27 protein-coding genes and 1 pseudogene are annotated in these 25747 nt (G+C 74.0%); 13 read left to right on the forward strand and 15 right to left on the reverse strand.

All coding sequences use genetic code 11. The annotated features are described in order from the left end of the window. Positions 1-129 precede the first annotated feature (129 nt). Genes OIM89_RS13710 through OIM89_RS13720 form a run of 3 tightly spaced genes read left to right on the forward strand, consistent with a single transcriptional unit; the run spans position 130 to position 3786 of the window. Positions 130-2340: an RNA degradosome polyphosphate kinase gene (locus OIM89_RS13710; protein ID WP_030696217.1), complete on the forward strand. Its 2211-nt coding sequence runs from the start codon at positions 130-132 to the stop codon at positions 2338-2340. Beyond that, positions 2324-3331, forward strand: a complete 1008-nt coding sequence (locus OIM89_RS13715) for a CHAD domain-containing protein (RefSeq protein WP_047466011.1) — start codon at positions 2324-2326, stop codon at positions 3329-3331. The genes OIM89_RS13710 and OIM89_RS13715 overlap by 17 nt, the downstream gene beginning before the upstream one ends. After that, positions 3328-3786 carry a DUF1992 domain-containing protein gene (locus OIM89_RS13720; protein ID WP_264491304.1) on the forward strand — a complete coding sequence of 153 codons (459 nt, stop codon included), beginning with the start codon at positions 3328-3330 and terminating at the stop codon, positions 3784-3786. The genes OIM89_RS13715 and OIM89_RS13720 overlap by 4 nt, the downstream gene beginning before the upstream one ends. 37 nt (positions 3787-3823) lie before the next feature. Here OIM89_RS13720 and OIM89_RS13725 read toward each other — a convergent pair whose 3' ends face one another. From OIM89_RS13725 to OIM89_RS13750, 6 genes are all read right to left on the reverse strand, one after another. After that, positions 3824-5026, reverse strand: coding sequence for an IS110 family transposase (locus tag OIM89_RS13725; protein WP_023423439.1), 1203 nt, complete (start codon positions 5024-5026; stop codon positions 3824-3826). A gap of 265 nt (positions 5027-5291) precedes the next feature. Next, positions 5292-5990, reverse strand: coding sequence for a type 1 glutamine amidotransferase domain-containing protein (locus tag OIM89_RS13730; RefSeq protein WP_030696214.1), 699 nt, complete (start codon positions 5988-5990; stop codon positions 5292-5294). A 100-nt stretch (positions 5991-6090) separates the two neighbouring features. Continuing rightward, positions 6091-6459, reverse strand: a complete 369-nt coding sequence (locus OIM89_RS13735) for a hypothetical protein (protein WP_008411241.1) — start codon at positions 6457-6459, stop codon at positions 6091-6093. A 90-nt stretch (positions 6460-6549) separates the two neighbouring features. Then, positions 6550-7392, reverse strand: a complete 843-nt coding sequence (locus OIM89_RS13740) for an alpha/beta fold hydrolase (protein ID WP_030696213.1) — start codon at positions 7390-7392, stop codon at positions 6550-6552. A gap of 95 nt (positions 7393-7487) precedes the next feature. Then, positions 7488-7961, reverse strand: a complete 474-nt coding sequence (locus OIM89_RS13745; RefSeq protein ID WP_047466015.1) for a nuclear transport factor 2 family protein — start codon at positions 7959-7961, stop codon at positions 7488-7490. Between the two features lie 818 nt (positions 7962-8779). Then, positions 8780-9751 (reverse strand): threonine/serine dehydratase, encoded by a 972-nt coding sequence (locus tag OIM89_RS13750; protein ID WP_195730655.1) that lies wholly within the window; start codon positions 9749-9751, stop codon positions 8780-8782. Positions 9752-10044: 293 nt separating this feature from the next. Between OIM89_RS13750 and OIM89_RS13755 the strand changes: the two genes are divergently transcribed. Beyond that, on the forward strand, positions 10045-10869 hold the full coding sequence (locus tag OIM89_RS13755; protein WP_226964166.1) for an APH(3'') family aminoglycoside O-phosphotransferase: 825 nt from the start codon (positions 10045-10047) through the stop codon (positions 10867-10869). On the opposite strand, the gene OIM89_RS13760 is transcribed toward OIM89_RS13755, so the two are convergent. Further along, positions 10856-11725: a class I SAM-dependent methyltransferase gene (locus OIM89_RS13760; protein WP_257380900.1), complete on the reverse strand. Its 870-nt coding sequence runs from the start codon at positions 11723-11725 to the stop codon at positions 10856-10858. The two genes, OIM89_RS13755 and OIM89_RS13760, sit on opposite strands and share 14 nt — an antisense overlap. Positions 11726-11895: 170 nt before the next feature. Here OIM89_RS13760 and OIM89_RS13765 point away from each other — a divergent pair, with 170 nt between their 5' ends. Beyond that, positions 11896-12483, forward strand: a complete 588-nt coding sequence (locus tag OIM89_RS13765) for a TetR/AcrR family transcriptional regulator (protein WP_030696207.1) — start codon at positions 11896-11898, stop codon at positions 12481-12483. Positions 12484-12529: 46 nt separating this feature from the next. Here the strand turns inward: OIM89_RS13765 and OIM89_RS13770 are convergent, their stop codons facing one another. Beyond that, entirely contained in the window at positions 12530-12883 is a 354-nt protein-coding gene (locus OIM89_RS13770; protein ID WP_030696206.1) for a hypothetical protein, read from the reverse strand. Between the two features lie 20 nt (positions 12884-12903). After that, positions 12904-13413, reverse strand: coding sequence for a SigE family RNA polymerase sigma factor (locus OIM89_RS13775; RefSeq protein WP_030696205.1), 510 nt, complete (start codon positions 13411-13413; stop codon positions 12904-12906). Positions 13414-13590: 177 nt separating this feature from the next. On the opposite strand from OIM89_RS13775, the gene OIM89_RS13780 reads away from it, so the two are divergent. Both OIM89_RS13780 and OIM89_RS13785 read left to right on the forward strand, forming a co-directional pair. Further along, positions 13591-13968: a hypothetical protein gene (locus OIM89_RS13780; protein ID WP_151168687.1), complete on the forward strand. Its 378-nt coding sequence runs from the start codon at positions 13591-13593 to the stop codon at positions 13966-13968. 111 nt (positions 13969-14079) lie between these two features. Then, a complete protein-coding gene (locus tag OIM89_RS13785) occupies positions 14080-14622 on the forward strand; it encodes an AAA family ATPase (protein ID WP_030696203.1) in 543 nt (180 codons plus the stop codon). A gap of 72 nt (positions 14623-14694) precedes the next feature. On the opposite strand, the pseudogene OIM89_RS13790 reads toward OIM89_RS13785, so the two are convergent. Further along, positions 14695-14862, reverse strand: a pseudogene (locus OIM89_RS13790) (VOC family protein); the annotation flags it as partial. Positions 14863-15000: 138 nt separating this feature from the next. Between OIM89_RS13790 and OIM89_RS13795 the strand changes: the two are divergent. Further along, complete coding sequence (locus OIM89_RS13795; protein WP_238469661.1) at positions 15001-15681, forward strand: NAD(P)H-binding protein; 681 nt, start codon at positions 15001-15003, stop codon at positions 15679-15681. Between the two features lie 322 nt (positions 15682-16003). Here the strand turns inward: OIM89_RS13795 and OIM89_RS13800 are convergent, their stop codons facing one another. The 3 genes from OIM89_RS13800 to OIM89_RS13810 form a co-directional block, all read right to left on the reverse strand. Beyond that, positions 16004-16753 carry a hypothetical protein gene (locus OIM89_RS13800; RefSeq protein WP_264491305.1) on the reverse strand — a complete coding sequence of 250 codons (750 nt, stop codon included), beginning with the start codon at positions 16751-16753 and terminating at the stop codon, positions 16004-16006. Between the two features lie 230 nt (positions 16754-16983). Beyond that, the gene (locus OIM89_RS13805) at positions 16984-17190 is read right to left on the reverse strand and encodes a DUF397 domain-containing protein (RefSeq protein ID WP_047466041.1); all 207 of its coding nucleotides are present in this window, start codon (positions 17188-17190) and stop codon (positions 16984-16986) included. Continuing rightward, positions 17187-18014: a helix-turn-helix transcriptional regulator gene (locus OIM89_RS13810; RefSeq protein ID WP_319802328.1), complete on the reverse strand. Its 828-nt coding sequence runs from the start codon at positions 18012-18014 to the stop codon at positions 17187-17189. The genes OIM89_RS13805 and OIM89_RS13810 overlap by 4 nt, the downstream gene beginning before the upstream one ends. A 122-nt stretch (positions 18015-18136) precedes the next feature. On the opposite strand from OIM89_RS13810, the gene OIM89_RS13815 reads away from it, so the two are divergent. Beyond that, on the forward strand, positions 18137-18742 hold the full coding sequence (locus tag OIM89_RS13815) for a hypothetical protein (RefSeq protein ID WP_257380897.1): 606 nt from the start codon (positions 18137-18139) through the stop codon (positions 18740-18742). Between the two features lie 32 nt (positions 18743-18774). Here OIM89_RS13815 and OIM89_RS13820 read toward each other — a convergent pair whose 3' ends face one another. Beyond that, complete coding sequence (locus OIM89_RS13820) at positions 18775-20805, reverse strand: AfsR/SARP family transcriptional regulator (protein ID WP_264491788.1); 2031 nt, start codon at positions 20803-20805, stop codon at positions 18775-18777. A gap of 226 nt (positions 20806-21031) precedes the next feature. On the opposite strand from OIM89_RS13820, the gene OIM89_RS13825 reads away from it, so the two are divergent. The 3 genes from OIM89_RS13825 to OIM89_RS13835 all read left to right on the forward strand — a co-directional run bounded on the left by OIM89_RS13825 (position 21032) and on the right by OIM89_RS13835 (position 24106). Then, complete coding sequence (locus OIM89_RS13825) at positions 21032-21955, forward strand: alpha/beta fold hydrolase (protein WP_217467793.1); 924 nt, start codon at positions 21032-21034, stop codon at positions 21953-21955. 164 nt (positions 21956-22119) lie between these two features. Beyond that, positions 22120-22671, forward strand: a complete 552-nt coding sequence (locus OIM89_RS13830; RefSeq protein WP_047466053.1) for an SRPBCC family protein — start codon at positions 22120-22122, stop codon at positions 22669-22671. Between the two features lie 133 nt (positions 22672-22804). After that, complete coding sequence (locus OIM89_RS13835; protein ID WP_264491306.1) at positions 22805-24106, forward strand: PP2C family protein-serine/threonine phosphatase; 1302 nt, start codon at positions 22805-22807, stop codon at positions 24104-24106. Between the two features lie 156 nt (positions 24107-24262). Here the strand turns inward: OIM89_RS13835 and OIM89_RS13840 are convergent, their stop codons facing one another. Continuing rightward, positions 24263-25135 carry an alpha/beta fold hydrolase gene (locus OIM89_RS13840; protein ID WP_264491307.1) on the reverse strand — a complete coding sequence of 291 codons (873 nt, stop codon included), beginning with the start codon at positions 25133-25135 and terminating at the stop codon, positions 24263-24265. Positions 25136-25224: 89 nt separating this feature from the next. Here OIM89_RS13840 and OIM89_RS13845 point away from each other — a divergent pair, with 89 nt between their 5' ends. After that, positions 25225-25743 carry a MarR family winged helix-turn-helix transcriptional regulator gene (locus OIM89_RS13845; RefSeq protein ID WP_030696191.1) on the forward strand — a complete coding sequence of 173 codons (519 nt, stop codon included), beginning with the start codon at positions 25225-25227 and terminating at the stop codon, positions 25741-25743. Positions 25744-25747: the final 4 nt, after the last annotated feature.

A 25747-nucleotide genomic window follows, 5' to 3' on the forward strand; every position in this document is an offset into this window, starting at 1 on the left:
TTCAGCAACCCTTGGCACGCTCGCGCCATGCAGCACGCAGCGCCCGAACCCGAGCGGAAGCCCCCCTTGAGGCTGGCCTCCGCCCTTTCCGACGCGCCCCCGACCCCGGCGACCGGGAAGAATGGGGCCATGCTGCGTACTCCAGGAGAGACCCCTGACCCGCTGGAGCAGGGCTCCCAGCCTCCACTGGCCTCCCTCACCTCCGCGCACCGCGCGCAGACCACGGCCGGCCTCGACTCCGACCCGGACGACTACCCGGGCGACGACGAGGCCGAGCTGCCCGAGGGCCGGTTCCTGGACCGGGAGCGCAGCTGGCTCGCCTTCAACGAGCGGGTGCTGGAGCTGGCCGAGGACCCGTACACCCCGCTGCTGGAGCGCGCCAACTTCCTGGCGATCTTCGCCTCGAACCTGGACGAGTTCTTCATGGTCCGGGTGGCGGGGCTGAAGCGCCGCATCGCCACGGGCGTGGCGACCAGGTCGGCGTCGGGGCTCCAGCCGCGTGAGGTGCTGGAGATGATCTGGGCGCGGTCCAGGGAGCTGATGGCCCGTCACGCCGCCTGCTACCAGCACGACATCGCCCCGGCGCTGGCGGACGAGGGCATCCACCTGGTGCGCTGGGCGGAGCTGACCGAGGAGGAGCAGGCCCGCCTGTTCACCCTGTTCCGGCAGCAGATCTTCCCCGTGCTGACCCCGCTCGCGGTCGACCCGGCGCACCCCTTCCCGTACATCTCGGGGCTCTCGCTCAACCTCGCCGTGGTGGTCCGGAACCCGGTCAGCGGCCACCGGCACTTCGCGCGGGTGAAGGTGCCGCCGCTGCTGTCGCGCTTCCTGGAGGCGTCGCCGGAGCGGTACGTCCCCATCGAGGACGTGATCGCGGCCCACCTGGAGGAGCTGTTCCCGGGGATGGAGGTGCTGGCGCACCACATGTTCCGGCTCACCCGGAACGAGGATCTGGAGGTCGAGGAGGACGACACCGAGAACCTGCTCCAGGCCCTGGAGAAGGAGCTCATGCGCCGCCGCTTCGGGCCCCCGGTGCGCCTGGAGGTCGAGGAGTCGATCGACCCGTACGTGCTGGACCTGCTGGTGCGCGAGCTGAAGATCAGCGACGCCGAGGTGTACCCGCTGCCGGGCCCGCTCGACCTGACCGGGCTCTTCGGCATCGCCGGCCTGGACCGGCCCGAGCTGAAGTACAAGAAGTTCGTGGCGCGCACCCACCGCGACCTCGCCGAGGTCGAGTCGGCCTCCGCCCCGGACATCTTCGCGGCCGTCCGCGAACGGGACGTGCTCCTGCACCACCCGTACGACTCCTTCTCCACCTCCGTGCAGGCGTTCCTGGAGCAGGCGGCGGCCGACCCGGACGTGCTGGCCATCAAGCAGACGCTCTACCGGACCTCGGGCGACTCGCCCATAGTCGACGCGCTCATCGACGCCGCCGAGTCCGGCAAACAGGTCCTCGTGCTGGTCGAGATCAAGGCCCGTTTCGACGAGCAGGCCAACATCAAGTGGGCCCGCAAGCTGGAGGAGTCGGGCTGCCACGTGGTCTACGGGCTGGTCGGCCTGAAGACCCACTGCAAGCTGTCGCTGGTCGTCCGCCAGGAAGGCGAACTCCTGCGCCGCTACTCGCACGTGGGCACCGGCAACTACCACCCGAAGACCGCCCGGCTCTACGAGGACCTGGGGCTGCTGACCGTCGACCCGAAGGTCGGCGCCGACCTCTCCGACCTCTTCAACCGGCTCTCCGGCTACTCCCGCCGCGAGAGCTACCGCCGCCTGCTGGTCGCCCCGCACTCGCTCCGCGCCGGCCTGGTCGCCCGCATCCACCAGGAGATCGCGCACCACCGGGCGGGCCGCGAGGCGTACGTCCGGATCAAGGTCAACTCGATGGTGGACGAGGCGGTCATCGACGCGCTGTACCGGGCGAGCATGGCCGGGGTGCCGGTGGACGTGTGGGTGCGCGGGATCTGCGCACTGCGGCCGGGCCTGCCCGGGCTCTCCGAGAACATCCGGGTACGGTCCGTGCTCGGCCGGTTCCTGGAGCACTCGCGGGTCTTCGTCTTCGGCAACGGCGACGAGCCCGAGGTGTGGTTCGGCAGCGCCGACATGATGCACCGCAATCTCGACCGGCGCATCGAGGCCCTGGTCCGCGTCACCGACCCGGCCCACCGCGCCACCCTCGACCGGCTGCTGGAGACCGGCATGGCCGACACCACCAGCTCCTGGCACCTCGACGCCGACGGCGAGTGGACCCGCCACAGCCACGACGCCGACGGCAAGCCGCTCCGCCACGTACAGGAAATGCTCATCGACGCGCGGAGGCGCCGACGTGCCCCGACTCCCTGAGCCGGACCGCCTGCCCGAGCAGGCCCCCGGCCCGCCCCCGGCGGCGGCCCCCGTCGCCACCGCCCTGCGCGCCGAGGCCGCGGCCTTCCTGCGGGCCCTGCGCCACCACACCGAGGCCGCCCAGGACCCGCAGGAGGCCAGGGAGGCGGCCCGGTCGCTGGGCCGCTCGGCCCGCCGCATCGGCGCCACCCTGCACACCTTCCGCCCCCTGCTGGACCGTGAGTGGGCCGACCGGCTCCGGCCCGAACTGACCTGGCTCAGTGGCGTCCTCGCCGACGAACACCTGGTCGCGGCCCGCCTGACCCGGCTGCTCGCCTCGCTCCACCGCCTCTCGGGCCCGGCCGCGCCCCGCCGCGGCGGCCCCGGCATAGGAGCCGCCAAGGCCGGCGCCCTCCTGGAACGCCGCCTCACCCTGGCCCGGACCCGCGCCCACTCGGCCTGCCTGACCGCCTTCGCCTCGGCCCGGCTGCACGCCCTCGTCGACGAGGTGGCCCTGCTCGGCGGCGAGGTCCCGCTCGCCGAGGACGCCCACCTGCGCCCCGCCGGCCGCGCCGACACCCTCGCCGAGGCCGCCGCCCGCCGCCTCTCCGACGCCGTCACCGCCCTGCCGCTCCACCGCGCCGGCCACCCGTACAACGCCGACGCCCTGGCCCTCGCCGTCCCGGCACCGGACGGCCAGGACACCCCCTGGCACCAGGTCCGCCTCCTGCTCCGCCTGCACCGTTACGCCCAGGAGGTCGTCGCCCCCGACGCCGCCCCCGACCCCCGCGTCACCGCCGCCCGCCACGCCCTCGACCACCACCGCGACGCCTCGGAAGCCGCCCACGAAGCCGCCTCCGCCGCCGCCACCCCCCGCATCGCCCCCACCACCGCCTACGCCCTCGGCGTCCTCCACGCCGACCAGCGCCACGAGGTGGAAGCGGCCCGCTACGCCTTTCAGCGGGCTTGGGCGGGGGAGGCGGTGGGGGCGTCTGCGACCCTGGAACCATGACGGAGCGGAAACCGGCGGACGTCTCGCACGAGGACTGGGTCGAGCATCAGATCCGGCAGGCCGAGCGGCGGGGGGAGTTCGCGGAGCTGCCCGGGCGGGGGAAGCCCTTGCCGGGGAACGAGACCGAGTACGACGCGCTGTGGTGGGTCAAGGCCAAGATGCGGCGGGAGGGGCTGGGGCAGGAACGGGCCGCCGACGCGTCGGGGTCCCTGGTGGCGGTGTGCCGGCGGGACGCCGAGGAGCTGCCCGCCGTGCTGGCCCGGATCCAGGACGAGGCGGAGGTACGGCGCCGGGTCGCCGAGCTGAACAAGCGGATCACCGACCTGCACCTGATGCCGCCGCCCGGGCCGCCGCTGGGCATCCCCCGGTTCAAGGTGGACGAGGTGGTGCGCGAGTGGCGCGTGGCGCGGCAGCTCGCCGCGCGCCGGAGGCCGGGCGCCGCCGGGCGGGGCTGACCCCGCGGCGTCCCGGGGGGTGCCTCTATGTCCTTCGTCAAGCGAGTCGGGGGCTTTTCGGCTCGTAGAAGGTTCCGTCGCGGAGCATGGCGAACAGGACGCTGATGCGGTGGCGGGCGAGGCGGAGGAGGGCCTGGGTGTGGGTCTTGCCGCGGGCTCGGCAGCGGTCGTAGTAGGTCCGGGAGGCGGGATCGTGGAGTGCTGCGAACGCGGAGAGGAACATCGCTCGTTTCAGTTGCCGGTTGCCGCCTCTGGGGGCGTGTTCGCCGTGGATCGACGTGCCGGACTGCCGGGTCGCCGGGGCGAGGCCGGCGTAGGAGGCCAGGTGGGCGGCGGTGGGAAAGCTGCTGCCGTCGCCGACGGTGGCCAGGAGGACTGCGGCGGTCCTGACACCGATGCCGGGCATCGAGGTCAGGACCTGGGAAAGAGGGTGGACCTCCAGCAGTGCCTCGATCCGGGTTTCCAGGGACCGGCGTTGTTCGTGAACGGCGGCCAGCGACTTCGCCAGCGAGGGGACGATCACGTCGAGGGTGCCGGTGCCCGGAACGACGACGGTCTGCTCGTCGAGTGCGGTGAAGATGTCGTCGACCAGCCGCTCGGCCATGCGAGGCGCCCGGGGCCGGACGACCTCGACCAGCTTGCGGCGGCCTGCTTTGCGGAGTGCTTGAGGGGATCCGTGGCGCTCGAGGAGCCAGGTCACTGCCGGATGGTCCAGGCGCGAGCCGAGGACGCGTTCCAGGCTGGGGTGGAACTGGGTGAGCAGGCCGCGGATGCGGTTGGAGGTGCGGTTGGCCTCGCCCGCGAGGTCCTGGTCGAAGCCGACCAGCATGGTCAGCTCCGCGGTGGCCTCATCGGTCAGGCCGAGGGTGCGCAGGGTGTGGGGCATGGTGCGGGCAGCGTCCGCGATGACGGCGGCGTCCTTCGCGTCGGTCTTGGCCTCGCCGGGGTAGAGGTCGGCGATCCGGCGCATCGCCAGTCCGGGCAGGTAGGCGACCTGGCAGCCGGCGTCCCGGGCGACGGTCAGGGGGAGGGCGCCGATGGAGGCGGGCTGGTCCACGACCACCAGGACGGTGCCGAACTTGGCCGTGAGCTTGTCGAAGACAGCCCGCAGCTTGGGTTCGCTGTTCGGCAGCTGCTTGTCGAACACCTTCTTCCCGGCCAGGGTCAGGCCGTGGCCGTGATGCGTCTGCTTGCCGACGTCCAGGCCCAGGAAGACGCCCACCCCGTCGATGCTGATCACCGTGCCCCCACATGCGTCGATGCGTGCCGGCCTCAAGGTCAGGAGCCGTTCTCGCGCATCCACGTTATGCAGACCTGCCGCCCGCGAACGGCCTGGCATTGCGCCCGGCCGGGCGGTGGTCGGACCTCTGATCAGCGTCTGTGACGGCACCCCTCGGACCCGGTGACACCACCCCCCAGGTCATCTCATCGACAGGGGGCAACAGTCATGCCGGGCCCGGAGGCCAGCGGCCCTCTTGCAGGACCGCGAAAAAGATAACGGGGGCTCAGCGCAGCGCCCGTACGACCGCCTCGGCCACCGGGGTCGCGCTGGCCGGGTTCTGGCCGGTGATGAGCAGGCCGTCCTCGACCACGTACGGGGCGAAGGGCTCCTCGGCGATGCTGTAGGAGGCGCCGAGTGCGCGCAGCCGCTCCTCCAGGCTGAACGGGACGGCGTCCGCGCGCTGGGCCAGCTCCTCCTCCGGCCAGGAGAACCCGGTGACCTCGCGGCCGCGCAGGAGCGGCTGGCCGTCGGCGAGGGTGACCTCCAGCAGGCCGCACGGGCCGTGGCAGACGGCGGAGACGACGCGGCCCTGGTCGTGGAAGGCGGCGACCAGTTCGCCCAGCGCCTTGCTGCGCGGGAAGTCGAACATGGTGCCGTGGCCGCCGGTGAGGTAGATCGCGTCGTACTCCTCGGGCCGGACGTCGGCGACGGCGACGGTGTCCTCCAGGAGGTTCATGAAGGTGCGGTCGGCGTAGCGCTCGGCGGTGCCCTGGTCGGCGAGGACGTCGTGGGCGAGGCTCTCCGGGTCGATGGGGACGCGGCCGCCGTCGACGCTGGCGATGGTGAGGCCGAACCCGGCCGCCTCGGCGACGTCGTAGAAGTGGGTCAGCTCACCGAGCCAGAGGCCGGTGCGGTAGCCGGCGCTCTCGTACTCGCCGGCGCTGGTGACGATGATCAGGATGCGGTTGGTCGGGGTCGGCACGGGGTTCCTGTCTCCTTCTCGGCCTCGAACACGGCTTACGAAGAGGCGCATACCCGAACGGAACATCCCATAACGCACGACGCGCGGAGGGGGAACCCGGTCAGCCCCGGTCGGTGATCTCCGGCGCGTACACCGTGCCCAGCGGCTCGGGCCCGACGTACTGCTGGCAGTTGCAGGGGCGCTCCTCGAACTTGACCGGCTTGCGGTCGGCGTCCCACTCGACCGGGGCCTGGACCCGCTCGTGGCACGTGCCCTGCTTGTCGTGTTTGGCGAGGTGGTGCGTGCAGCCGCAGATGGGCTCGGGCGGGCGGTTCGCCGCGTCCAGGGCGCGCTGCCGCTCGGTCTCGGCGCGTTGCAGCTCCAGCTTGCGGGTGTGCCGCGCCTTGAGCGCGCTGCGCACGCTCTCCCCGATCCAGCTTCCGCCGCCCAGCAGCATGAACGCCAGGCCCCACCACATCCAGCCGCTCATGGAACGACTCCCCCCTGTGTCATTTTTTCGCATGGTACGCGCCGGGGCCCGGCCCCGACGAGGCGTACGCGCCGGGGTCCCGGCCGTGGCTCAGGGGCCGGTCCGGGCGAGGAAGTCCCGGAGACGGGCCAGGAGTTCGGCCGGCTGGTCGACGGGGATCAGGGTGCGGCTCCCGGCGATCTCCACGTACTCGGCCCGGGGCAGCAGCGCGGCCAGCCGCCGGCCGTGCTCCACCGGCATCACCCTGTCCCCGGCCGCCCACGCCACCAGCGCGGGCCCCTCGAACTCCCGCAGCGCCTCGGCCCAGCGCAGCAGTTCCTCGCGGGGCGGCACCCCCAGCAGGTAGGCGCGCAGGTCGCGGCGGATCTCCGGGGAGGTCTGGGCGGGGCGCAGCCAGCCGTCCATCAGCCGGGTCGGGACGGGGCGCCGGCTCATCCAGCCCCAGGTCATCGGCAGGCGGCGCGCGGGGCGGAAGCGCAGCAGACCGAAGGCGGCGGCCAGGCCGCCGGGGAGGCGGGCGGCGGTGACGAGGTTGCGGCCCGGCAGGCCGGGCGGGTAGTTGTCGAACGCCTCGCAGGAGGTCAGGACGAGCCGGCCGACGCGCTCGGCGAGGCCCAGCGCGAACAGGGCCTGGGCGCCGCCCCAGTCGTTGAGGACCAGGGTCACCCGGCGCAGGTCCAGCCGCTCCAGCACCTCGGCGACCAGTCGGGCCACCCCGGGCACGGACAGGTCCGCCCCGGCCCGCATCGGCCTGCGGTGGCCGCCGAGCGGCAGCACGGGCCGTACGCACCGGTACTCCTCGCGCAGCCCCGGCACGACCTCGTCCCAGAGGCTCGCGTCCATCGCCACGCCGTGCAGCAGGACCACGACGGGGCCGTCTCCGCCCGTGTCCTCGTAGTCGACGACCCCGGCGGACAACTCCAGCTGCGGCATTGCGGCCCCCCGATCCCGCCCGGCACCGGGCTGGCGCCCGGCTGACCCGCACCAGTTTTCCACCGGCTGTGGAGAGGAGCCACGGGACGCGCCTGTCAGTCCTTCCCGGGCGGGGGGAGCCGGTCGGTGGGGCCGGCGAAGGCGAGGAAGAGGGTGCGGTGGGCGAGCTGCCAGTGGCCTGCGGCCCGGCGGAAGGTGTCCTCGTAGTGGCCGACCTGGACCGGCGGGCGGGCCGGGACCGGGCCGCCTGTGTGGCCGTCCACGCGGTACGTGGTGAAGTAGCTGGTCGCGGTGGCGGTGTCCGGGCTGGTCACGGTCACCAGGATGTTGCTCGCGATGCGGCGCGAGAGGCGGTCGTCGGGGCGGCCCGCGAAGTACGCCCTCAGCGCCGCTCGGCCCTCGATGCGGCGTTCTCCGGCCGGCCATTCCCACACCGCGTCCTCGGTGCAGAGCTCTGCGACGTCTCCTGGGTTGCCCAGGTCCAGCCTCTGCCCGAACTCCACGATCAGCCGTTCGCACTCTCGCTCGGCGCGCAGGCGCTCGACGGGGTCTGTTCGGTCCGTGTGCATGGCCGTCTTCCTAGCACGTGGGGCTGCGCCGCGTCTGGGGGTGCCGGTTGTTGTCCGTACCGGTCACTGACTGGCCTCAAACGCCGGCCGGGCTGTCAGGTTCGCGGTTCCTCCGGTGCGGGGGCGGGGCGGGGCCGCGCCGGGGTACCTCCTCACAAACTGCAAGGTGCGGGGTCAGTCGCTTCAAGACGGCCGTGTGTGCAGTTTGCTGCGGGGGCACCCCGACACGACCCCACCCCACGGTCTCGTACGCGGCCAACCGCCGGAGGGCGGAAGAGGCCGTCACCGATGGCTCCCTCCTCCACAGTGACCACCGTCATCGCTCTCGCTCGCCACAAAGATCAATAGGCGACGGCCTGTCTTTTCCTCTCCCACCGGCGGGACGACGCCGACGAGACGGAAGGGCGGGGACGGGTCGGGGTGCCCCCGCAGCAAACTGCACACACGGCCGCCATACTCCAATTGACCCCGCACCATGCAGTTTGTGAGGAGGTACCCCGACGCGGCCCCGCCCGACCCACACGGCGAACGACCCGCGAACCCCACAGCCCGGCCGGCGCTTGAGGCCGATCAGTGACCGGCACGGGAAAGACGGAGCCCAGCCCGGGCGGAACCGGCACTCCGGATCAGGGCGCGGCCGGGATCAGGGCACTCTCCCCCGGCTCGGCGGCCGCCAGGCCCCGCACCATCTCCGCGTGCGCGCGGCCCTCCTCCCGGCGACGCCGGTAGGCACCGCAGGCGAGAGCGTCGAGGGCGATGTGGAGCAGGTAGGCGTGCAGGCGTACGCCTGCGGTCGGGACGAGTGGCCTGTCCGCTGGTCAGCGGCTGAGGGTGGCCGGGTCGGTGTTGGCGCCGCAGAGGACGACGCAGACGGTTTCGTCGGGGGCGGGGGTGTAGCCGTGGTCCGGGGCCGGGTCGGTGAGGGCGGCGAGGGCGGTGGCGGCGCCGTGTTCGACGGCGAAGCGGTGTTCGGCCCACAGGGTGTGGCGGGCGGCGGTGAGGGCTTCGTCGGTGACGAGGACGGAGCGGGTGGAGTCGTACTGGGCGGCGGCGTAGGCCAGTTCCCCGGCGCGGCGGGCGCCGAGCGAGTCGGCGGCGACGGAGTCCACGGGTACGTCGACCGGACCCCCGGTGGCCAGCGCCGCGTGCAGGGCCCGGCTCCCCTCCGGCTCGGCTGAGACGGTCCGCAGGCCGTGGTGGTGGGCGGCGGTGGCGACCCCGGCGAACAGGCCGCCCCCGCCGGTCGCGACCACGAGGGTGTCCAGGAAGGGGAGTTGGGCCCGGATCTCGTCGACGAGGGTGCCCGCCCCGGCGGCGATGAAGGGGTGGTCGTAGGCGTGGCTCGGGAGGGCGCCGGACTCGGCCGCGTACGTCTCGCAGGCGGCCAGCGCCTCGGCGTACTCGCTGCCGGTCAGCCGGACCTCGGCGCCGTACCGGCGCAGCCGCTCGACCTTGACGGCCGGGGCGGTGGCCGGGAGGAAGACGGTGGCGCGGACGCCGTGGGCGCGGGCCGCCCAGGCGCAGGCGAGCCCGGCGTTGCCGCCGGAGGCGATGGTGACGCCCGCCTCGGGCAGGGTGCCGGCCTCGCGGTGGGCGGCGATGAAGTTGGCGGCGCCCCGGGCCTTGAAACTCCCGGTGAACTGGGCGAACTCCAGGGCGGCGTACACCGGCCCGGGGTACGAAGCGCCTGGCGTGCCGAGGTCGAGCGGGGCCACGGCGACGGGCCGGACCTGGCCCGCGATCCGCTCGGCGGCGGCCTGGACATCGTCGTGGGTGAGGGCATGAGGCACGGCGTGGCTCCGGGGGGGGCGGGTGCGGGCAGGGCGGACGCGGGACGCGGGACGCGTCGTACGCCATGGTGCCGGGCCGGTCACGGGGGCCGGTCGCCGGGCCGCGCCTCTGGCGCGCTGCCCGTATGGAGAACGAGGCCGCAGGGCTCAACAGCGCACGCAGGCACGAGGTGGGGATTGACGCGGTGGTGGCCACCGCGGCCGGGGGCGGCGAGCCGGCCTGACGGCGGCCCCCGTGCCCGTGCCCGCCGATCCGAGGCCCCGCACTCCCGCCCCCTGGCTACAGTGCCGCCATGAGCGACGACCCCAAAACGCCGCTGCTCCCGTCGCCGCTACTGCCAGGCGCGAAGGGCGGCGGCTGGTCCCCGGTCACGGCGGGGGAGTCCGGGGCGGACGTGTTCCGCAGTGCGGACGGCACCCGGTACGCCACGTGTGTGGGGCCCGAGGGGGCGGCCGAGCTGGCGGAGGAGCGGGACCGGGCCGCCTGGCTGCGCGGGCAGGGGGTGCCGGGGCCCCGGGTGCTCGACTGGCGGGCCGGGGAGGCGGGTGCCTGTCTGGTGACCGGTGCGGTGCCCGGGGTTCCCGCTGATCAGGTGCCGGCCGAGGAGTTGGCGGCTGCCTGGGGGCGTATCGCGGACGCGGTGCGGCGGCTGCACGAGGTGCCGGTGTCCGCGTGTCCCTTCGGCCGGAGGCTGGACGCCATGGTTGCCGTGGCGCGTGAGGTCGTGGCCCGTGACGCCGTCAACCCGGAGTTTCTTTCCGACGAGCAGAGGGGGACGCCCGGGCCCGAGCTGCTGGACCGGCTCACCGGGCAGCTCGCGCCGCGCCGGGAGCAGGAGGCGGCCGACCTGGTCGTCTGCCACGGGGATCTGTGCCTGCCCAACATCGTCCTCGACCCAAAGACCCTGGACGTGTCGGGCTTCATCGACCTGGGACGGCTCGGTGTGGCCGACCGTCACGCCGATCTGGCGCTGCTGCTCGCCAACGCGCGGGAGACGTGGCCCGACGAGGAGCGGGCCCGGGGCGCGGACGCGGCCTTCGCCGAGCGGTACGGCCTCGCGCCCGACCCCGACCGCCTCCGCTTCTACCTCCGTCTCGATCCGCTCACCTGGGGCTGAGCGGGGACGGGGGCCGCTCCCCCGTGATCAGCCAGGAGGTGCTGAGCAGGCGTACGCCCGTGCCGTCCGGCGCCTCATGAGCGCGCAGGTGGTCGCGGAGTGCGGTGCGGGCCCGGTCCAGGTCCCCCGGTGCTGCCTGCTCCGTCAGGTGGCGGCCGGGGCCGGTGGCGAGCAGGAACTCGGCGGCGTCCTCGGCGTCCTGGCCCCAGCGCCCGTACGCCTCGACGGGCTCGACGCCGACGGCGGTCCAGCCGGCCGAGGTGAGGAGGCGGCGGGTGTGGTCCGGGTCGGCCAGGGAGAACATGCCGGGGGTGCCCGCGCGGCCGAAGTCGCCGAGCGGGAGGATGCCGCGCAGCGAGGCCATCGCCGTGACCCAGCCGTTGCGTCGGGGGTCCGCCGGGCTGATGAGGGCGAGGCGGCCGCCGGGGCGCACGGCGGCGTGGAGGTGGGTGAAGGCGGCCACGGGGTCGGCGAAGAACATCGCACCGTACCGGCTGATCACGGCGTCGAAGCTGCCGGGCTCGAACGGGTGAGTCTGGGCGTCGCCCTGGACGAAGGAGACGTTCGGTACCCCTTCCCGGGCGGCGCGGGCCCGTGCCTGCGCGAGCATGGGGCCGGAGAGGTCGAGGCCGAGGGCGCTGCCCCGGGGTACGCGGAGGGCGGCCAGCCGGGTGGTGCGTCCGGCGCCGCAGCCGATGTCGAGGACGTGGCCGGTCGCGGCGAGGCGGGCGGCGTCGAGCAGTGGTGCGTTGAAACCGTCGTTGACGGCGTTCCAGCGGTCCTGGTGGGCGGCCCAGTGGGCCCCCTCCGGCCCGTTCCAGGCGTGCGACTGCGCGGTGTTGACGATCTCGGGCACGACGGACTCCCTGACGTGGTGCGAGGCGAAGGCGAAGGCAGAACGAAGAATGGGCGAGCGCCCAAAGAGTATGGGCGCGCGCCCAAAACGGCAATCTCCGTTACGATCCCGGGGCCGCGCCCGACCGGGCGGGTACCGGAGCCGCACCACGGCGAGCGAGGAGAAAGCCCATGTCACCGCGGGGAGTCGCGACGCCGGACGTGACCGAACTGCTCTTCGCCGCCGCCGAACGCGTCGTCGTCCGGGACGGCCCCGGCGCCCTCACCAGCCGGGCCGTCACCACCGAGGCGGGCTGTGCCAAGGGGCTGCTGCACACCCACTTCGCCGGGATGGACGCCTTCGTGGCCGCCCTCTGCCTCGACCGCTTCGCCCGCACCGCCGCCACCGCCCGCGCCCTGCCCGCGCTGGCCGGAAGCGGTGCGGTCGCCGCCCACCTCGCCACCGTCACCGACGCCCTCTTCGACTCCGGCGGCCCCGCCGTCTCCGGCCTCGCCCTGACCCGCCCCCGCGCCGCCGAGCGCTTCCGTGAGGCCATGGCGGCGGGCGCCCCCGGCTTCACCGCGATCCAGGACGCGATCACCGCCTACCTCCGGGCCGAACAGGCCCTCGGCCGCTTCCCGGCGGCCACCGACCCCGGCACCGCCGCCCTCTCGCTCGTCGGCACCGCCCACCACCTCCTGATGACCGGCTGGCCGGGCGCACCGGACCCGAAGGAGGAACTGGGGCGGCTGATCGACCTGTTGCTCGGGGGCGGGTGAGCCGGAGCAGGGCCGTGCGGCGCGGCGCCCCCGTGCCGCCGGAGGCTCAGCCGGGAGCCGGCTCCGGTGTCGCGACGGGGGTCGGCACCTCGGTGGGCTCCTGGGCCGGGGTGGGCGGGGCGAGGGGCTGCTGGACGGGATCGGGGCGGCTGTCTGCCACGTTGACGGCCGTGGTCACCCCGCACACCGCGACCACCAGCGCGCCCGCGAGGGCCACGGCGGTACGGCGGCGCCTGATCCGCCGGCCCCCGGCGACGGCCGCGTCGGTGACGCTGGGCAGGGGTGGCTCGGGGCCCGCGTCGAGCAGCGCCTCGAAGGCGGCACGCAGCTCCGCGTTCTCCCGTCGGTCCATCTCCTGGCCCGCCTCCCGGGCCGCCTCCCGGCCCATCCCCTGATCCATCCCCTGGCCCATCTCCCGCGTCACCTCCCGGCCGTCTCGTGGGACAGGTTCTCGACGGCCTGGCGCAGGCGGGCCAGCCCCCGGGCACTCTGGCTCTTGACCGTGCCCGGTGTCACCTGGAGAGCGTGTGCGGTCTCCTCGACGGTCCAGTCCTCCCAGTACCGCAGTACCAGGACGGCCCGGTACCTCGGTGCCAGCGTCATCAGCGCCTCCTTCATCAGCAACCGCAACTCCGGTGTCCCCGTGGCCGGAACGGGGAGTTCGGGTATCTCGCCCACCGACTCCTCGCGCCAGCCTCCCTTGCGCTGCTGGTCGATGAAGGTGCGGGTGAGGATGGTGCGCGCGTAGGCGTCCACGTTGCCGTCCCGGCGGACCCGGCCCCAGGCCGCGTAGAGCTTCATCAAGGTGGTCTGGGTCAGGTCCTGGGCCTGGTGCCAGTCCCCGCACAGCAGGTAGGCGGCACGCCTCAGGCGCGCCTGGCACGCCTCGGCGTACTCCCGGAACTCCCGTTCCCGCACCGCTTGTTTCACTCGCCCCGACCTTCCGCCGCCCCACCCCTGCTCTTCCTCCATACGTGGCCGGGCGCGCGCAGGTTGCACGCCGGCGGAAAGCGGTTGCCGTGCAACCTGGTCGCACCCCGCCCCCGTACTCCTCTTGCACCAGGCCCTCCGATGCGCGGAGGGTCCGCAGCCGAAAGAGGAACGTCCGTGTCCAAGCACCGGAAGATCACCCTGAACCGCCGCCGGATCTACGGCCTCGCGGCCGGAGCCGCGCTGCTCGCCGCCGGTACGGGAAGCGTGGCCTCGGCCTCCGGCTCCGCCCCGGTGGAGGTCTCCACCCCGGCCGGGGTCTCGACGCCGGACGAGGTCCCCACCCCCGTGCCCGCGCCAGCCCCGGCCGAGGAAGCCTCCACGCCGACCGAGGCCCCCAAGCCGGTGCCGACGCCGGCCGAGGAGCCGACCCCGGTGCCCGTCCCGGCCGAGGTCCCGGCGCCTGTACCCGTGCCGACCGAGGTGCCCTCCCCGGTCCCCGCCCCGACCGAGGTGCCCTCCCCCGTGCCCGCCCCGGTGGCCCCGCGGGGCTGACCCGCGCCGAGCGCGTGGGCGCCGGGGCCGGGCCTCGCCCCCGCCCCGGCGTCCGCGCCGGGCCGGGGTGCGGCCTCCCCTGTCACCCCAAGAGCACGTAAAGTTACCGGTGTGATCATCTGGCTGAATGGCACGTTCGGGGCAGGGAAAACCACTACGGCCGGGGAGTTGACCACGCGGATACGCGACTCCCGGATCTTCGACGCCGAGAAGGTCGGGGAGATGCTGTGGCACGTACTGGGCGTGCCGGAGGGGGACTTCCAGGACTTCCCGCCCTGGCGCGGCCTGGTCGTGGAGACCGCCCGTCAGGTCCTGGACCACGTCGGCGGCACGCTGGTCGTCACGCAGACGGTCCTGGTCGAGCAGTACTGGCAGGAGATCCGCGCGGGCCTGGCCAAGGCCGGAATCCCGGTCCACCACTTCCTGCTCCACACCGACCAGGACACCCTGGTCCACCGCATCGCCAACGACATCGAGCCCGCCGGCGTCGCCGGCCGCCAGTGGCGCCTGGACCATCTCCCCCGCTACCAGCAGGCCGTGCCCTGGCTCTACCGCGAGGCCGAGGTCATCGACACCACCGAACTGACCCCGGACCTGGTCGCCGAGGTCGTCGCCTCCCGGGTGTGGCCGCACGGGGACGGGCTGTACCGGTAGGCGCTCAGGGGGTGCTCAGGGAGTGCTCAGGGGGCGCCCTACGGCGCCAGCGTGCGCAGCACGTCGAACTCGCGGCATCTGCCGGGCCCGGACCTCCTCGGCCGTCGGCACCCAGGACCCGATCTCGGCCTTGCCCGCCCCCGAGTCGATCACCTGGAAGTCCAGCACCGCGCACCAGAACTCCGCCAGGCCCTCCGGGTCCTCGCAGTCGACGGTCAGCTCGGTGAACCTGCTGGTCATGCTTCTCCCCCCGGTGGCCGGTGGCGCCACGTCCACCGGGGCCGGGCACCGCACTTTCGGGCGACGCCGGGACCCGTAGGTGTGAGGCTTGGGCCATCCGCCGGAGCACGGCGTGCGGAGTTCGGTACGGTCGCCCGCATGTCTGTTGTCATCGCTGGTGGTCACGGCAGGGTGGCCTTGACGGTGTCCCGTCTTCTCGCGGTCCGGGGGGAGCGGGTGAGCGCCGTGATCAGGCGCCCGGAACAGGCCGGAGTGGTCCGCGACGCGGGGGCCCGGCCGCTGGTGGCTGATCTCGCCACCGCCAGTGCCGAGGACCTCACAGAGCTCCTCACCGGCGCGCGGGCGGTGCTGTACGCCGCTGGTGCGGGGCTCGGTGTCGCGCCGGGGCAGCCGGCCCCGGTCGACCACGACTCCATCGTCACCTTCGCCGACGCGGCCGAACGCGCCGGAGTCCGCCGCTTCGTCATGCTCTCCGTCATGGGCGCCGATCCCGCCGCGCGCTACCGTGACAACCCACTCGTGGAGACCTTCCTGCGAGCCAGGGGCCGCGCCGACGAGAACCTCCTGGCGCGTTCCGCGCTGGCCACGACGGTGATCGGGCCGGCCTGGTTCCGGGACCGGCCAGGAACCGGCATGGTCCACCTCGCCGAGCGGACCGGCGTGGGCGACATCGCCCGCGAGGACGTCGCGGCCGTCCTCGCCACCCTGCTCTCCACCGACTCCACCAGCCCACGCGTCCTCGAACTCATCGCCGGCACCACCCCGATCCACGACGCCGTCGCGCGGCACAGCCCGCCCCGGCGCCCGGCCCCTCGGTGAATTCCGGAGCCCGGCACCGGCCACCGCCCCGCGGGAGCCGCTCTCAGCAGGGCGGGGCGGACGCGCGTCGGACGTGACCGGGTCCACGAGGTGGTGCGGACGCATCGTGCGGCGGCCACTCCTCAGAGTCGGGGCGCACTCGGCGACGACCGTCCGGAGTGACGTCACGTGCCGCAGCACCCAGTCCGTCTCGTCATGACCCCTCGCATGTCGCGCCCTCGTGGTCATACGAAAGCTTCTCCTGCGGCGTGGTCGCGGACAGCCGCCGCGTCGGCCCCGCCCGGGTGAACCACCTGGGTGGCGGGGAGGGGGAGCCGCGGGATCAGGGGAGTTCGCGTAGCTCGGCCGCGAGGGACCGGCAGCTCCGTACGTAGTCGCCGGCAGCGGCCGGGGTGACCGCTTCCGGATGCTGGAACGCCTGGTTCCACAGGGCTTGCAGGCGTCTGTGGACACCCTGTGCCTCGACGGGCAGCCCCAGCCCCGCCAGCCAGCCCCGGATCTGCTCCGAGCTGTGGGCGTACGGCTGCGGGCCGAGCGGGTGGCCACGGGCGTCCAGTACCTCCACGGCGCACACCACCAGGCGTTCCCATGCGAGGGCGACCGCCCGCACGGGCGAGTCGGCCGCCAGCTCCAGCGCGTCCTGGAAGGGGTCCCGCCGAGCCGGGGGCGGGGGTCCCGACCGGTAAGGGCCGTCGCCGCCTCCCGAAGGAGCACCCCAGGCGCCGCCACGCGGAAACTCGTACGGCCCTTCCTCCGGATCGGGAGGGAAGGCGTCCTCGTCCGGCGGCGGTTCCTCGTCCTCGTCCTGGGGCCACCCGCCGTCGGGGTCGGTCCGGACGGAACCGGGCAGCGTCCGGCTGGGCTCCTCCTCCGGCGCCCGCAGGTCGTCGGCCTCGTCCCGCACGGCCCGGGCCGCCGCCTCGAACTCCAGCGTCCCCGCCGGAGTCTCCAGCCGGGTCAGCCGCTGGAACGCCTGCCGGATCTGCGCCCGCAACATCCCCACCAGGACCACCGTGACCGCCGGCCACACCAAGGTGTCCAGGTACTTGAGCACCAACTCCGCTATCGCCACGCACTCATCCTCGCGGGCCCCCGCCCCTGCACCGGGAGACTGCCGTCCATCGTGACCCGCCCGACACAGCAGCGGGCCGGGCCCTGAGGGAGGGCCCGGCCTGGTTCTAGGACGTCTTGCCCCAACCGGGGTCCAGGAATCCGATCATCGGCAGTACCTCCAACTCGCACAGGCGGGAGAACGCTACGCCTCAGATCTTCCCGCTCGACGCCCCTGCGTGCACGGGGATTTCAGACCCCGACGGACTTGGCATAGTCCACGAACACAGACCAGGCGGGAGCGGCCACGGTGAAGCCCGCGAGGGTGGTGTCCTTGCTGTCGCGGACAGGGACTTGGCCGAAGGTGGCGGCGTGGGTGGCGGCCCACTCGATGCAACCGCCGCCACCGCCGTTGCTATATGACGACTTGACCCAGCCGGGATTCGGGAGAGAGTTCATCGGGGCAATGCCTCCATCGCATCGTTCAAAGCCGCTGCCGTCTTCTGGGGTGACAGCGCACATCCCCAAAGACGCTCCCAACGGAGCATTCGCTCTTGCACCACGGCGGGAGCCTCCAAGAGGGTTCCGGTGTCAATCGACTCTTCGTACGCAATGGAGTTGCCCTCTGGCAGCGTGAAGAGAGCCAGCGAGCCACCGAGCAAGCTGTGCGCACCGTGGTTGTACGGCAAGAGCTGAATGACGCATGAAGGAGTGTCCACCATGCTCACCAGGAACTCCAACTGCCTTCTCATGACTTTCGGCCCACCGATCGGGCGCCTGATGGACGCCTCGTCCAGCAGTACCGCCAGGTGTGGTGCGTCCGGTCCATAAAGGCGCGTCTGTCGCTGCTTGCGGACCGCGAGCTGTTCCTCTTGCCAGGCACGGTCACCGGGTCGAGTCGCAGCGAAGAGCGCGAGAGCGTACTCGTCGGTCTGGAGGAGGCCCGGGACCAGCGTGCCCGCGTACTCCTTGATGGACACCGCCTGCGCCTCACACTCCATCCGGCGCTGATACTGGTCCTGAACCGCTTCCCGGCAGGCCAGCGCGTACAGCTGCACGAACAGTTCGTCCGTGCCGAACAGCTCGTCCAGGAGTGCGGGAATCCTCTCCGGTGCCAGGTACTCGCCCCGTTCGACGCGGGCCAACTGGGACTTGCTCATCGGAATCTTGGTGACGAGGTAGTCAAGGCTCCAGCCTCGGGATTCCCGCATCCGACGGAGCCTCGCCCCGAACAATTTCTTGTTCAAACCCGCCGGATCGAGTTCCTTCGCACGCGCGCTCATCGGCATATGCCCCTCTTGTGCCACCGGGGAGTTGGTCCACAACTTGCTAGCCAGCCTAGCCATCACTGGGTGAGTCTGAAGGCTCACGGAGAGAAACCACCCCCCGGTGAGTAGGTACCCCCATGTCTCTTGTCGTCTGGCACCCCCGTACCCGCCGTCAGCTTCTGCTGCTGGACGTGGAGGGTGCCCTGCGCAGGGTCGCGGCCGTGCCGCTCGGGGATCGGCAGTTCCTGGTTCCCGAGAAGGAGTTGCAGACGTATCCGGGTGCGTCCGATCCCCGGGCCGTGGCCGGTTGCGTGGCGCGGCTCGTCACGCCGGAGACGGTGCGGGAAGGGGACCTGGTGTCGGTTGCCGGGGAGTACCGGCGGGTGGTGGAGCGGGGGCACACCCGGGCGGGTGGGCGGCGGCTCCTGCTGGAGGGGTACGGGCCGTGGGTGATGGCGTTCGACCGGGTGGCGTTCCGCGCGCTCGACTCGCCGCAGCCCTGGAACGCGCCCAGCGCCGACGACTCTCCGCGCATCCCGCCGTACGCACGCTGTGTCACCTGCGAAGGAGCCACCTTGTCCGCCTGGGTCCGTCATCTGGAGTGGAAGCGCGAGCAGATCCTCGCGCAGCATCGCGAGGGCATGTCCCTCGACCGTCTCTGCGCGGTCTACGAGGTCCCTCCGGACGTACTCCGCGCCTGCCTCGCCCGCTGGGAGCCGGAGGTCGCCTCCGAGGCGGGGTGAGGGACGCCGGACCGGGACACCCTGCGGGCCGGCTATCCGCCCGCCGCCTCCCGGGCCTCCGCCAGGTACGCCGCCACCGGGCCGAAGGTCAGCAACCCGCTCGCTGCGCCCGCCTGTTGGCCCTCGGCCGGGCTCAGTACCGCCACCGCCCGGGCCGCGAGTACGGGGTCACCCGCGAGCGCCGCCGCACGGGCCAGCAGGCACCACATCGGTTCGGCCATGAGGTCGTGGGGCGGGCGGGGTGCGATGCGCAGGGCCTCGCGGGCCTCGTCGGGGCGGGCGTCGCCGAGGAGGAGCAGGGGGCGCACCCAGGGGTCGTACGGACCCCAGTCCGCCTCGGCGAATGCTTCGGGCGCCGGAAGTGCGCCTGTCCGTACCACCGGCGCGAGGCGGGTCAGAGCGGGGAGGCCCGTCGCGAAACCGGGCATGCCGCAGGTGGGGAGGAGGGCAACGGCCTCGGCGTACGCGGCCTCGGCGGCCTCGACGGCCTCGGTAGCGGCCAGGTCGGCGGGGGTGGCCAGGGTGGTGCGCAGGGCGCGGTACCAGGTGGTGAAGACGCGGGCGAGGGGGCGTTCGTAGCGGTCGGCAAGGTGGTCGGCGGCGGTGGCCTGGTGGTCGGCGCCGGGCAGGTCGCCGAGGCCGGCGAGGGCCTGGACGCGGGTCAGGCGGCCCAGCACCTCGGGGCCGACGAGGCCGTGGGTGCGGGCCAGTTGGACGAGTTCGGCGCCGATCGCGTCGCGGCGGGCGGCCTGGCCGCAGTGGGCGAAGCTCTGGAGGAAGGTGCCGTTCAGGGCGAAGGCGAGGAGGGACGCGTCGTGGAGGCGGCGGGCTGCCGACTCGGCCTCGGCAGCGGCCTGTTGGGCACGGTGACGCCAGGGTTCGCGGAGGCTGCCGGGCGGGTCGGCCGCGCGCGGCAGGGCTCCTTCGGCGAGGGCGTCGCCGCGTGACTCGACGGCGACGGAGGCGAGCAGGCGGGCGCGTACCGTCTCGGGGGCGTCCCCGGGGAGACGGGCCAGGACGCGTTCGGCGGTGCGGACCACCGTGCGGGCGGCCTCGGGGTCGTCCACCCGGGTCCAGACGGCCGGCACGTCGTACACGCCGATGACGCGGGCGGCCAGCTCGGCGTCCCCGGTGCGTTCGGCGGCGGCCACGGCTGCCGCGCGGTGGCGCCGGGCCGCGTCCAGGCCGCCCGCGCCGGTCACGGCCAGCTCCCGCAGCAGGCTCGCGGTGGCCTCCAGGCGGGCCGGGGAGCGGGCCGGGACGCTGCCCTCGTACGCCGCCGCCGCGCTGCTCCACACCTCGTCCCCGGCGGCCGGCGCCGCCTCGTCGGGGTGGTCGGCCTGGCGCAGCACCTCGCGTTCCAGGCGGGCGAGGCCGGGGCCCGGGTCGGCGCCGAGCTGGTCGGCGAGGACCCGGCGGGCACGGCGCAGCACGCCGAGGGCGTCGCCCTGGCGGCCGGAGCGGAGCAGGGCGGTGGCGAGGAGGTGCCAGCCGTCCTCGCGCCAGGGGTGTTCGGCGACGTGGGCGTCGAGATCCCAGACGGCCTCGCGCGGTGCGCCGGAGCGGATCAGCGCATCGGCCCGGCGCTCGACGGCGTGCAGGCGCAGTTCCGCGAGCCGGGCGCGTTCGGCGTGCGCCCATCGCGCGCTGGGGAAGTCGGCGTAGGCGGGGCCGCGCCAGGTGGCGAGGGCGGCGTCGAGCACGGGAGCCGCGTTCGCGGGGGCGAGCCCGGCGGCGCGTGCCACCTCGGCCTCGAAGTGCCAGGCGTCGACGGCGCCGGGATCGGGGCGCAGGACGTACCCGGGCCCCTCGGTCGCCAGGAGGCGGGAGGGTGTGCGCGGGCGGCGGCCTGGTTCCAGGGCGCGGCGTACCTCGGCGACGAAGGTGCGTACCGCGCCGACCGCGCCCGGCGGCGGTTCCTCCCAGAGGTCCGCGACGAGCCGGTCCACCGGCACCACCCGGCGCCGGGCCACCAGCAGCCGGGCGACGACCTCGCGGTGCCGGGGCCCGCCGAGCCGGACCGGCAGGCCCGTGCCGTCCCGGCACTCGACGGGCCCGAGCACCCCGAACCCGACCGCCGCCGGGGAGGCCGCCGGGGTGGCCGCGCCCGTCGTCGTCACGTCGTCCTCACGGTCGTCCTCGTCACGGTCGTCCTCGTCCTCCGCTCTCCACTCATCCCGTGCTGATCCGGCACGCGGAGGCTGGAGGCGTCCCCGGGCGGGGGCCGGACGCTCCCGCCCGCCGCACCAGCCCGTGGCCACCCTGCCACGAGAGACGGACAGCCCCTCCATGACTCCCCCGCCCCCGGCCTCCGGCCCCGCACCCCACCCCGACCTCACCGACCTCCCCGGCTTCACCTCGCAGCGCGTCGCGGTGGACGACGGGGTGTGGCTGGATGTGGCCGTCGGTGGCAGCGGCACCCCGGTGGTGCTGCTGCACGGCTTTCCGCAGACCCGCCTCATGTGGCGGCACGTCGCGGCCGACCTCGCCGCCACCGGCCACACCGTGATCTGTCCGGACCTGCGCGGCTACGGCGCCAGCGACAAGCCCGCCGAGACCGGCCCCGAGGTGTACGCCAAGCGCACCATGGCCCGCGACATCGTCCGCCTCGCCGCCGCGCTCGGCCACGACCGGTTCGCCCTCGCCGGGCACGACCGGGGCGCGCTGGTCGCGTTCCGGGCCGCCCTCGACCACCCCGAGGCGGTCACCCGGGTCGCCCTGCTCGACATCCTCCCGACCCTCGACATGTGGGACTCCCTGCACGGCACCTCGGCCGCCGTCGGCTTCCACCTGTACCTGCTGGCGCAGCCACCCGGCCTGCCCGAACAGCTCCTCGCCGGCAGCCCGGACGCCTTTTTCGGCCACTTCCTCGACATCTGGACCCGCGACCGGGCCGCCCTCCCGCCCGAGATCCGCGCCGCCTACCTCTCCGCCTCGGCCGCCGCCATCCCCTCGATCACCGCCGACTACCGCGCCACCGCCGGCATCGACGTCACCCACGACACCGCCGACCGCGACGCGGGAAACACCCTCAGCACGCCCGTCACCGTCCTCCAGCAGGACTGGGGCGCCGCCCTCGGCTACGACGCGGAGGCGCTGTGGCGGGCCTGGGCCCCCGACCTGCGCCACCGGACGGTGACGTGCGGGCACTTCATGGCGGAGGAGGAGCCGGGGATGGTGGCGGAGGAGATCCGGGGGCTGCTGGCACGGTGAGGCTGGGCAGGGCCGGGACGGGCGGGGCCGGGACGGGCGACCCCGTGACGGTGGCGCCCGCCCCGTTCGGGTGAACCGCACCCCGCATGCCTCCGGGCTCCCGGGCGCCCCGACTAGACAGGCGGAACGCGTCAGCCCGTACCCCACCGCCTCCGGGAGAGCCCGTGCCGAAGAACCCCCAGCACCAGAACCCCCAGCCGGGACGGGACCTCCAGCAGGCCCACCCCGTTCTCCCGGGGCAGCGGCGGGAACCCCAGGCGCCGCAGCCCCCGCGGCAGCACCCGCAGCGGTACGCCGAGGCCAGGGCCCACCGGGTCCTGGACCGTGCGGCCGACGCCGTCTGGCGCGAGGTCCGCGACTTCCCCGCCCTCGCCGCCTGGCACCCCGGGATCGCCTCCAGCACCGCCCACCCCGACGACCCGCGCCTCCGCGACCTGGTCACCACGGACGGCCTCCGGCTCACCGAAGCTCTCCACGCCGTCGACGACACCCTCATGACCCTGGAGTACGGCTTCGTCGCCCATCCCTTCCCGCTCACGGACTACCGCGCCCGCCTGGAGGTCCGCGCCGAGGGCGACACCCGCTCCTCGGTCATCTGGACGGCCACCTTCCGCCCGGCCGACGGGGACGGGGACGGGGCGGCGCTGGCGGCGCAGTTCGAGGAAGGGGTGTTCGCGGTGGGGCTGGAGGCGCTGGGGGCGCGGGGACGGAGTTAGGCCCGCCTGGCCGCGTACCGTCCCTCTCCCCGTCTCTGCGGATGCAGCACCGGCGGGACCGCGTCAAGGTGGGACGACGACCAGGGCGCGCCGCGCGGGGCAGCGGGCCGACCTCGACGAGGCGGGTGCGCGAATGGAGAGCGGGCAGGACCGGGAGGCGCGCGGCTGGCGGATGCTGGCGGGCCTGCTCGCGGACAGCCACCTGATGGCGCTGGAACTGCTGCCGTCCAAGGCTTCCGAGTACGCGGCGCAGGTCGGGTCCACCCAGGTGCTGATCTACCTCGCCGACCTCCAGCGCGAGGTGCTCCGCCCGCTCACCGGCGACCGCGACGCCGAGTACGAGGCGGAACTGCCGGTCGACGGCAGCGTGGCGGGCCGCGCATACCAGTACGGGACGATCACCGCCGGCGCCCCCGCCGGCTCCGGCGAGCACCACTGGTGGGTCCCGCTGCTGGACGGCACCGACCGGCTCGGCGTCCTGCGCATCACCACGGCGGACAAGGCCGAGCACGAGCAGGAGCACACGCACGAGCACGCAGAGCAGTACATGAACCTGCTGGCCTCGGTCATCGCCCTGATCATCGAGAGCAAACAGGGGATCAGCGACGCACACGCCCGCCTGACACGCGTCAGGCCGCTGAACATCGCCGCCGAGATGCAGTGGGCCCAGATGGCCCCGCGCACCTACGCGGACGGCCGCGTGGTGATCTCGGCGGCGATGGAGCCCGCGTACACGATCAGCGGCGACGCCTACGACTACGCCACCGCCGCCCGGAACACGCACACCGTGCACCTGTCGGTCTTCGACGCGATGGGCCACGACACCGCCGCCGGGCTGACCGCGCACCTGGCCATCGGGGCCGGCCGCAACGCCCGGCGGCAGGGGGCGGGGCCGGTCGAGACCGCGGCACGGATCGAGGAGGCCCTGGTCGAGCAGTTCGGGCACGGCCGGTACGCCACCGGGCTGCTGGCCGAACTCGACACCCGTACCGGCGTGCTGAGCTGGGCCAACCGTGGCCACCACACCCCGGTGCTCATCCGGGGCGGCCGCTGGAGCAGCCACTTGCAGTGCCCGCCGGGACCGCCGATGGGGACGGACCTCGCGCTCCCCGTCACCCTCTGCCAGGACCAGCTGGAGCCCGGCGACCGGATCGTCCTCTACACCGACGGCGTCACCGAGGCACGCGGCGCCGACGACCAGGAGTTCGGCCTCACCCGCTTCACCGACTTCCTCGTCCGCCACCACGCGGACGGCCTGCCCGTACCGGAGACCCTGCGCCGCCTGGTCCGCGCCCTGCTGGACCACCACGACGGCCGGTTGCAGGACGACGCCACCGTGCTGATCTGCGAATGGCTCGGCCCGGACCCGGACCTCAGCGCGCGAGCGGCGGCCCTGGTGGGGCTGCCGTACGAGCCGGGGTCCACCCCGCGATGACTGCGCCGGTGACCCGGCCGGGCAGACGGCGCGCCCGGGGCGTACGGAGCCAGCCGTGCACCATCCGGGCGAGGCCGGCCAGGACCCGGTGAGGGAGGCGGGCCCGGCCTCGGCGGAGTTTCCCCGGAAGGTGTCCCGCGGCATGCGCGCCGGCCGTCAGCGCCCCCGGCCGGCCTCGGCCTCGACCTCCCGCAGGAACTCCCCCACCGCCTCCACGAACTCAGCCGGCCGCTCCATCGGCGCGAAGTGCCCGGCGTCCGGGAGGGTGACGGTGCGCCCCCAGGGCGCGGAGTCGGCCACGTGGCGGGCGTGCGCGGCGAGTTCGGGAACGTCCAGGGCGCCGTTGACCGCGAGGACGGGGACGGTGAGGGCGGCGGCGCGGGCGGCCAGGTCGGGGACGGGGATGTGGTGGTCGGGCTCGTCCGGGGTGTGCTTGGAGAGGGTACGGAGGCCGGCGGTGCGGATGCGGTCCAGCAACTCGGGTGACAGGTCACCGGGTTGGCGCTGTGGGCCGACGGCGCCGTGGGCGAAGTGTTCGGCCCAGCCGGGCAGGTCCCCGGCGGCGAGGGCGGCTTGCTGCCGGGCGGCGTTCTCCACCGCCCACGGAGTGCGCAGCTCCATGTTCCGCCCGCTGCCGCCGCCGCCGAGGACGAGGGCGCGGACCAGGTCCGGGTGTTCCAGGGCGGTGGCGACGGCGGTGTCGGCGCCCATGGAGCAGCCGATCAGCGCGGCGGGGCCGGTGCCGAGGTGGCGGAGGAGGCCCGCGAGGTCGTCGCAGGGGCGGAAGGGGCGCGAGGCGTTGGCGGAGGCGCCGTGGCCGCGCGCGTCCGGGGCGATGACACGGTGGCGTGCGGCCAGCAGCGGGACGACCTCGCTCCACAGGGTGTGGTCGGTCCAGCCCGGGTGGAGGAGGACGAGGGCGGGGGTAGCGGCGCCCGCCTGCGGGGGCCCCGTGTCGAGGTAGGCGAGGTCGCCGTCGCAGGAGGGGAAGAGCGCGGGGGAGCCGTCGTACGGCGTGGGTCGCGTCATGACAACCAAGGTGTCATGGTGAGGTGATTTTGACAACTGAGTTGTCATGTTGGTGTCCGCCGAAGGGCCGCCGGTGCCACCATGGCCGGGTGACCGACACCCGCCGCCCCGCGCCCACCGAGCCCCTGCCGCCCGAGCGGCTCGCCGACCGCCTCATGGAGGTGTTCGCCCTGGTCGGGCCGTTGTACCGGCGGGTCCAGCGCAAGATCGAGCAGGACAACGCCGCCCGGGGCGTCTCGGTCGGCGTCCGTGCCGTCCTCGACCTGCTGCACACCCACGGCGACCTGACCGTGCCGCAACTGGGCCGACTCCAGTCCCTCAGCCGCCAGTTCGTCCAGCGCATGACCAACGAGGCCGCCACCCACGACTGGGTCACCACCGCCCCGAACCCCGCCCACCAGCGCTCCCCCCTGATCCGTCTCACCCCCGCCGGCCGCGCCACCATCGAGTCCATCACCACCCGCGAGAAAGCCATGCTGGCGGAACTCCCCGGCGACCTCACCGACGCCGAGATCGACGCCTGCCTCCGGGTACTGGGGCGGCTGGTGGACGGGTTCGCCGAGATCGAGCAGGGCGGGGAAGGGGGTGACAGCGGGGCGGCGCGCTGAGGCG

This window comes from Streptomyces sp. BI87, assembly GCF_025957665.1.
In the GTDB taxonomy this organism is placed as follows: Bacteria; Actinomycetota; Actinomycetes; order Streptomycetales; family Streptomycetaceae; genus Streptomyces; species Streptomyces albidoflavus.

What these genes read in the sequence shown, in the direction of transcription:
- OIM89_RS13840 (WP_264491307.1), bottom strand. Translation starts at nt 25,135, where the DNA reads ATGACGCGACCCACGCCGTACGACGGCTCCCCCGCGCTCTTCCCCTCC.
- OIM89_RS13745 (WP_047466015.1), bottom strand. Translation starts at nt 7,961, where the DNA reads ATGCACACGGACCGAACAGACCCCGTCGAGCGCCTGCGCGCCGAGCGA.
- OIM89_RS13735 (WP_008411241.1), bottom strand. Translation starts at nt 6,459, where the DNA reads ATGAGCGGCTGGATGTGGTGGGGCCTGGCGTTCATGCTGCTGGGCGGC.
- OIM89_RS13765 (WP_030696207.1), top strand. Translation starts at nt 11,896, where the DNA reads ATGTCACCGCGGGGAGTCGCGACGCCGGACGTGACCGAACTGCTCTTC.
- OIM89_RS13825 (WP_217467793.1), top strand. Translation starts at nt 21,032, where the DNA reads ATGACTCCCCCGCCCCCGGCCTCCGGCCCCGCACCCCACCCCGACCTC.
- OIM89_RS13835 (WP_264491306.1), top strand. Translation starts at nt 22,805, where the DNA reads ATGGAGAGCGGGCAGGACCGGGAGGCGCGCGGCTGGCGGATGCTGGCG.
- OIM89_RS13805 (WP_047466041.1), bottom strand. Translation starts at nt 17,190, where the DNA reads ATGAACTCTCTCCCGAATCCCGGCTGGGTCAAGTCGTCATATAGCAAC.
- OIM89_RS13755 (WP_226964166.1), top strand. Translation starts at nt 10,045, where the DNA reads ATGAGCGACGACCCCAAAACGCCGCTGCTCCCGTCGCCGCTACTGCCA.
- OIM89_RS13710 (WP_030696217.1), top strand. Translation starts at nt 130, where the DNA reads ATGCTGCGTACTCCAGGAGAGACCCCTGACCCGCTGGAGCAGGGCTCC.
- OIM89_RS13810 (WP_319802328.1), bottom strand. Translation starts at nt 18,014, where the DNA reads ATGAGCGCGCGTGCGAAGGAACTCGATCCGGCGGGTTTGAACAAGAAA.
- OIM89_RS13740 (WP_030696213.1), bottom strand. Translation starts at nt 7,392, where the DNA reads ATGCCGCAGCTGGAGTTGTCCGCCGGGGTCGTCGACTACGAGGACACG.
- OIM89_RS13795 (WP_238469661.1), top strand. Translation starts at nt 15,001, where the DNA reads ATGTCTGTTGTCATCGCTGGTGGTCACGGCAGGGTGGCCTTGACGGTG.
- OIM89_RS13815 (WP_257380897.1), top strand. Translation starts at nt 18,137, where the DNA reads ATGTCTCTTGTCGTCTGGCACCCCCGTACCCGCCGTCAGCTTCTGCTG.
- OIM89_RS13770 (WP_030696206.1), bottom strand. Translation starts at nt 12,883, where the DNA reads ATGGATCAGGGGATGGGCCGGGAGGCGGCCCGGGAGGCGGGCCAGGAG.
- OIM89_RS13720 (WP_264491304.1), top strand. Translation starts at nt 3,328, where the DNA reads ATGACGGAGCGGAAACCGGCGGACGTCTCGCACGAGGACTGGGTCGAG.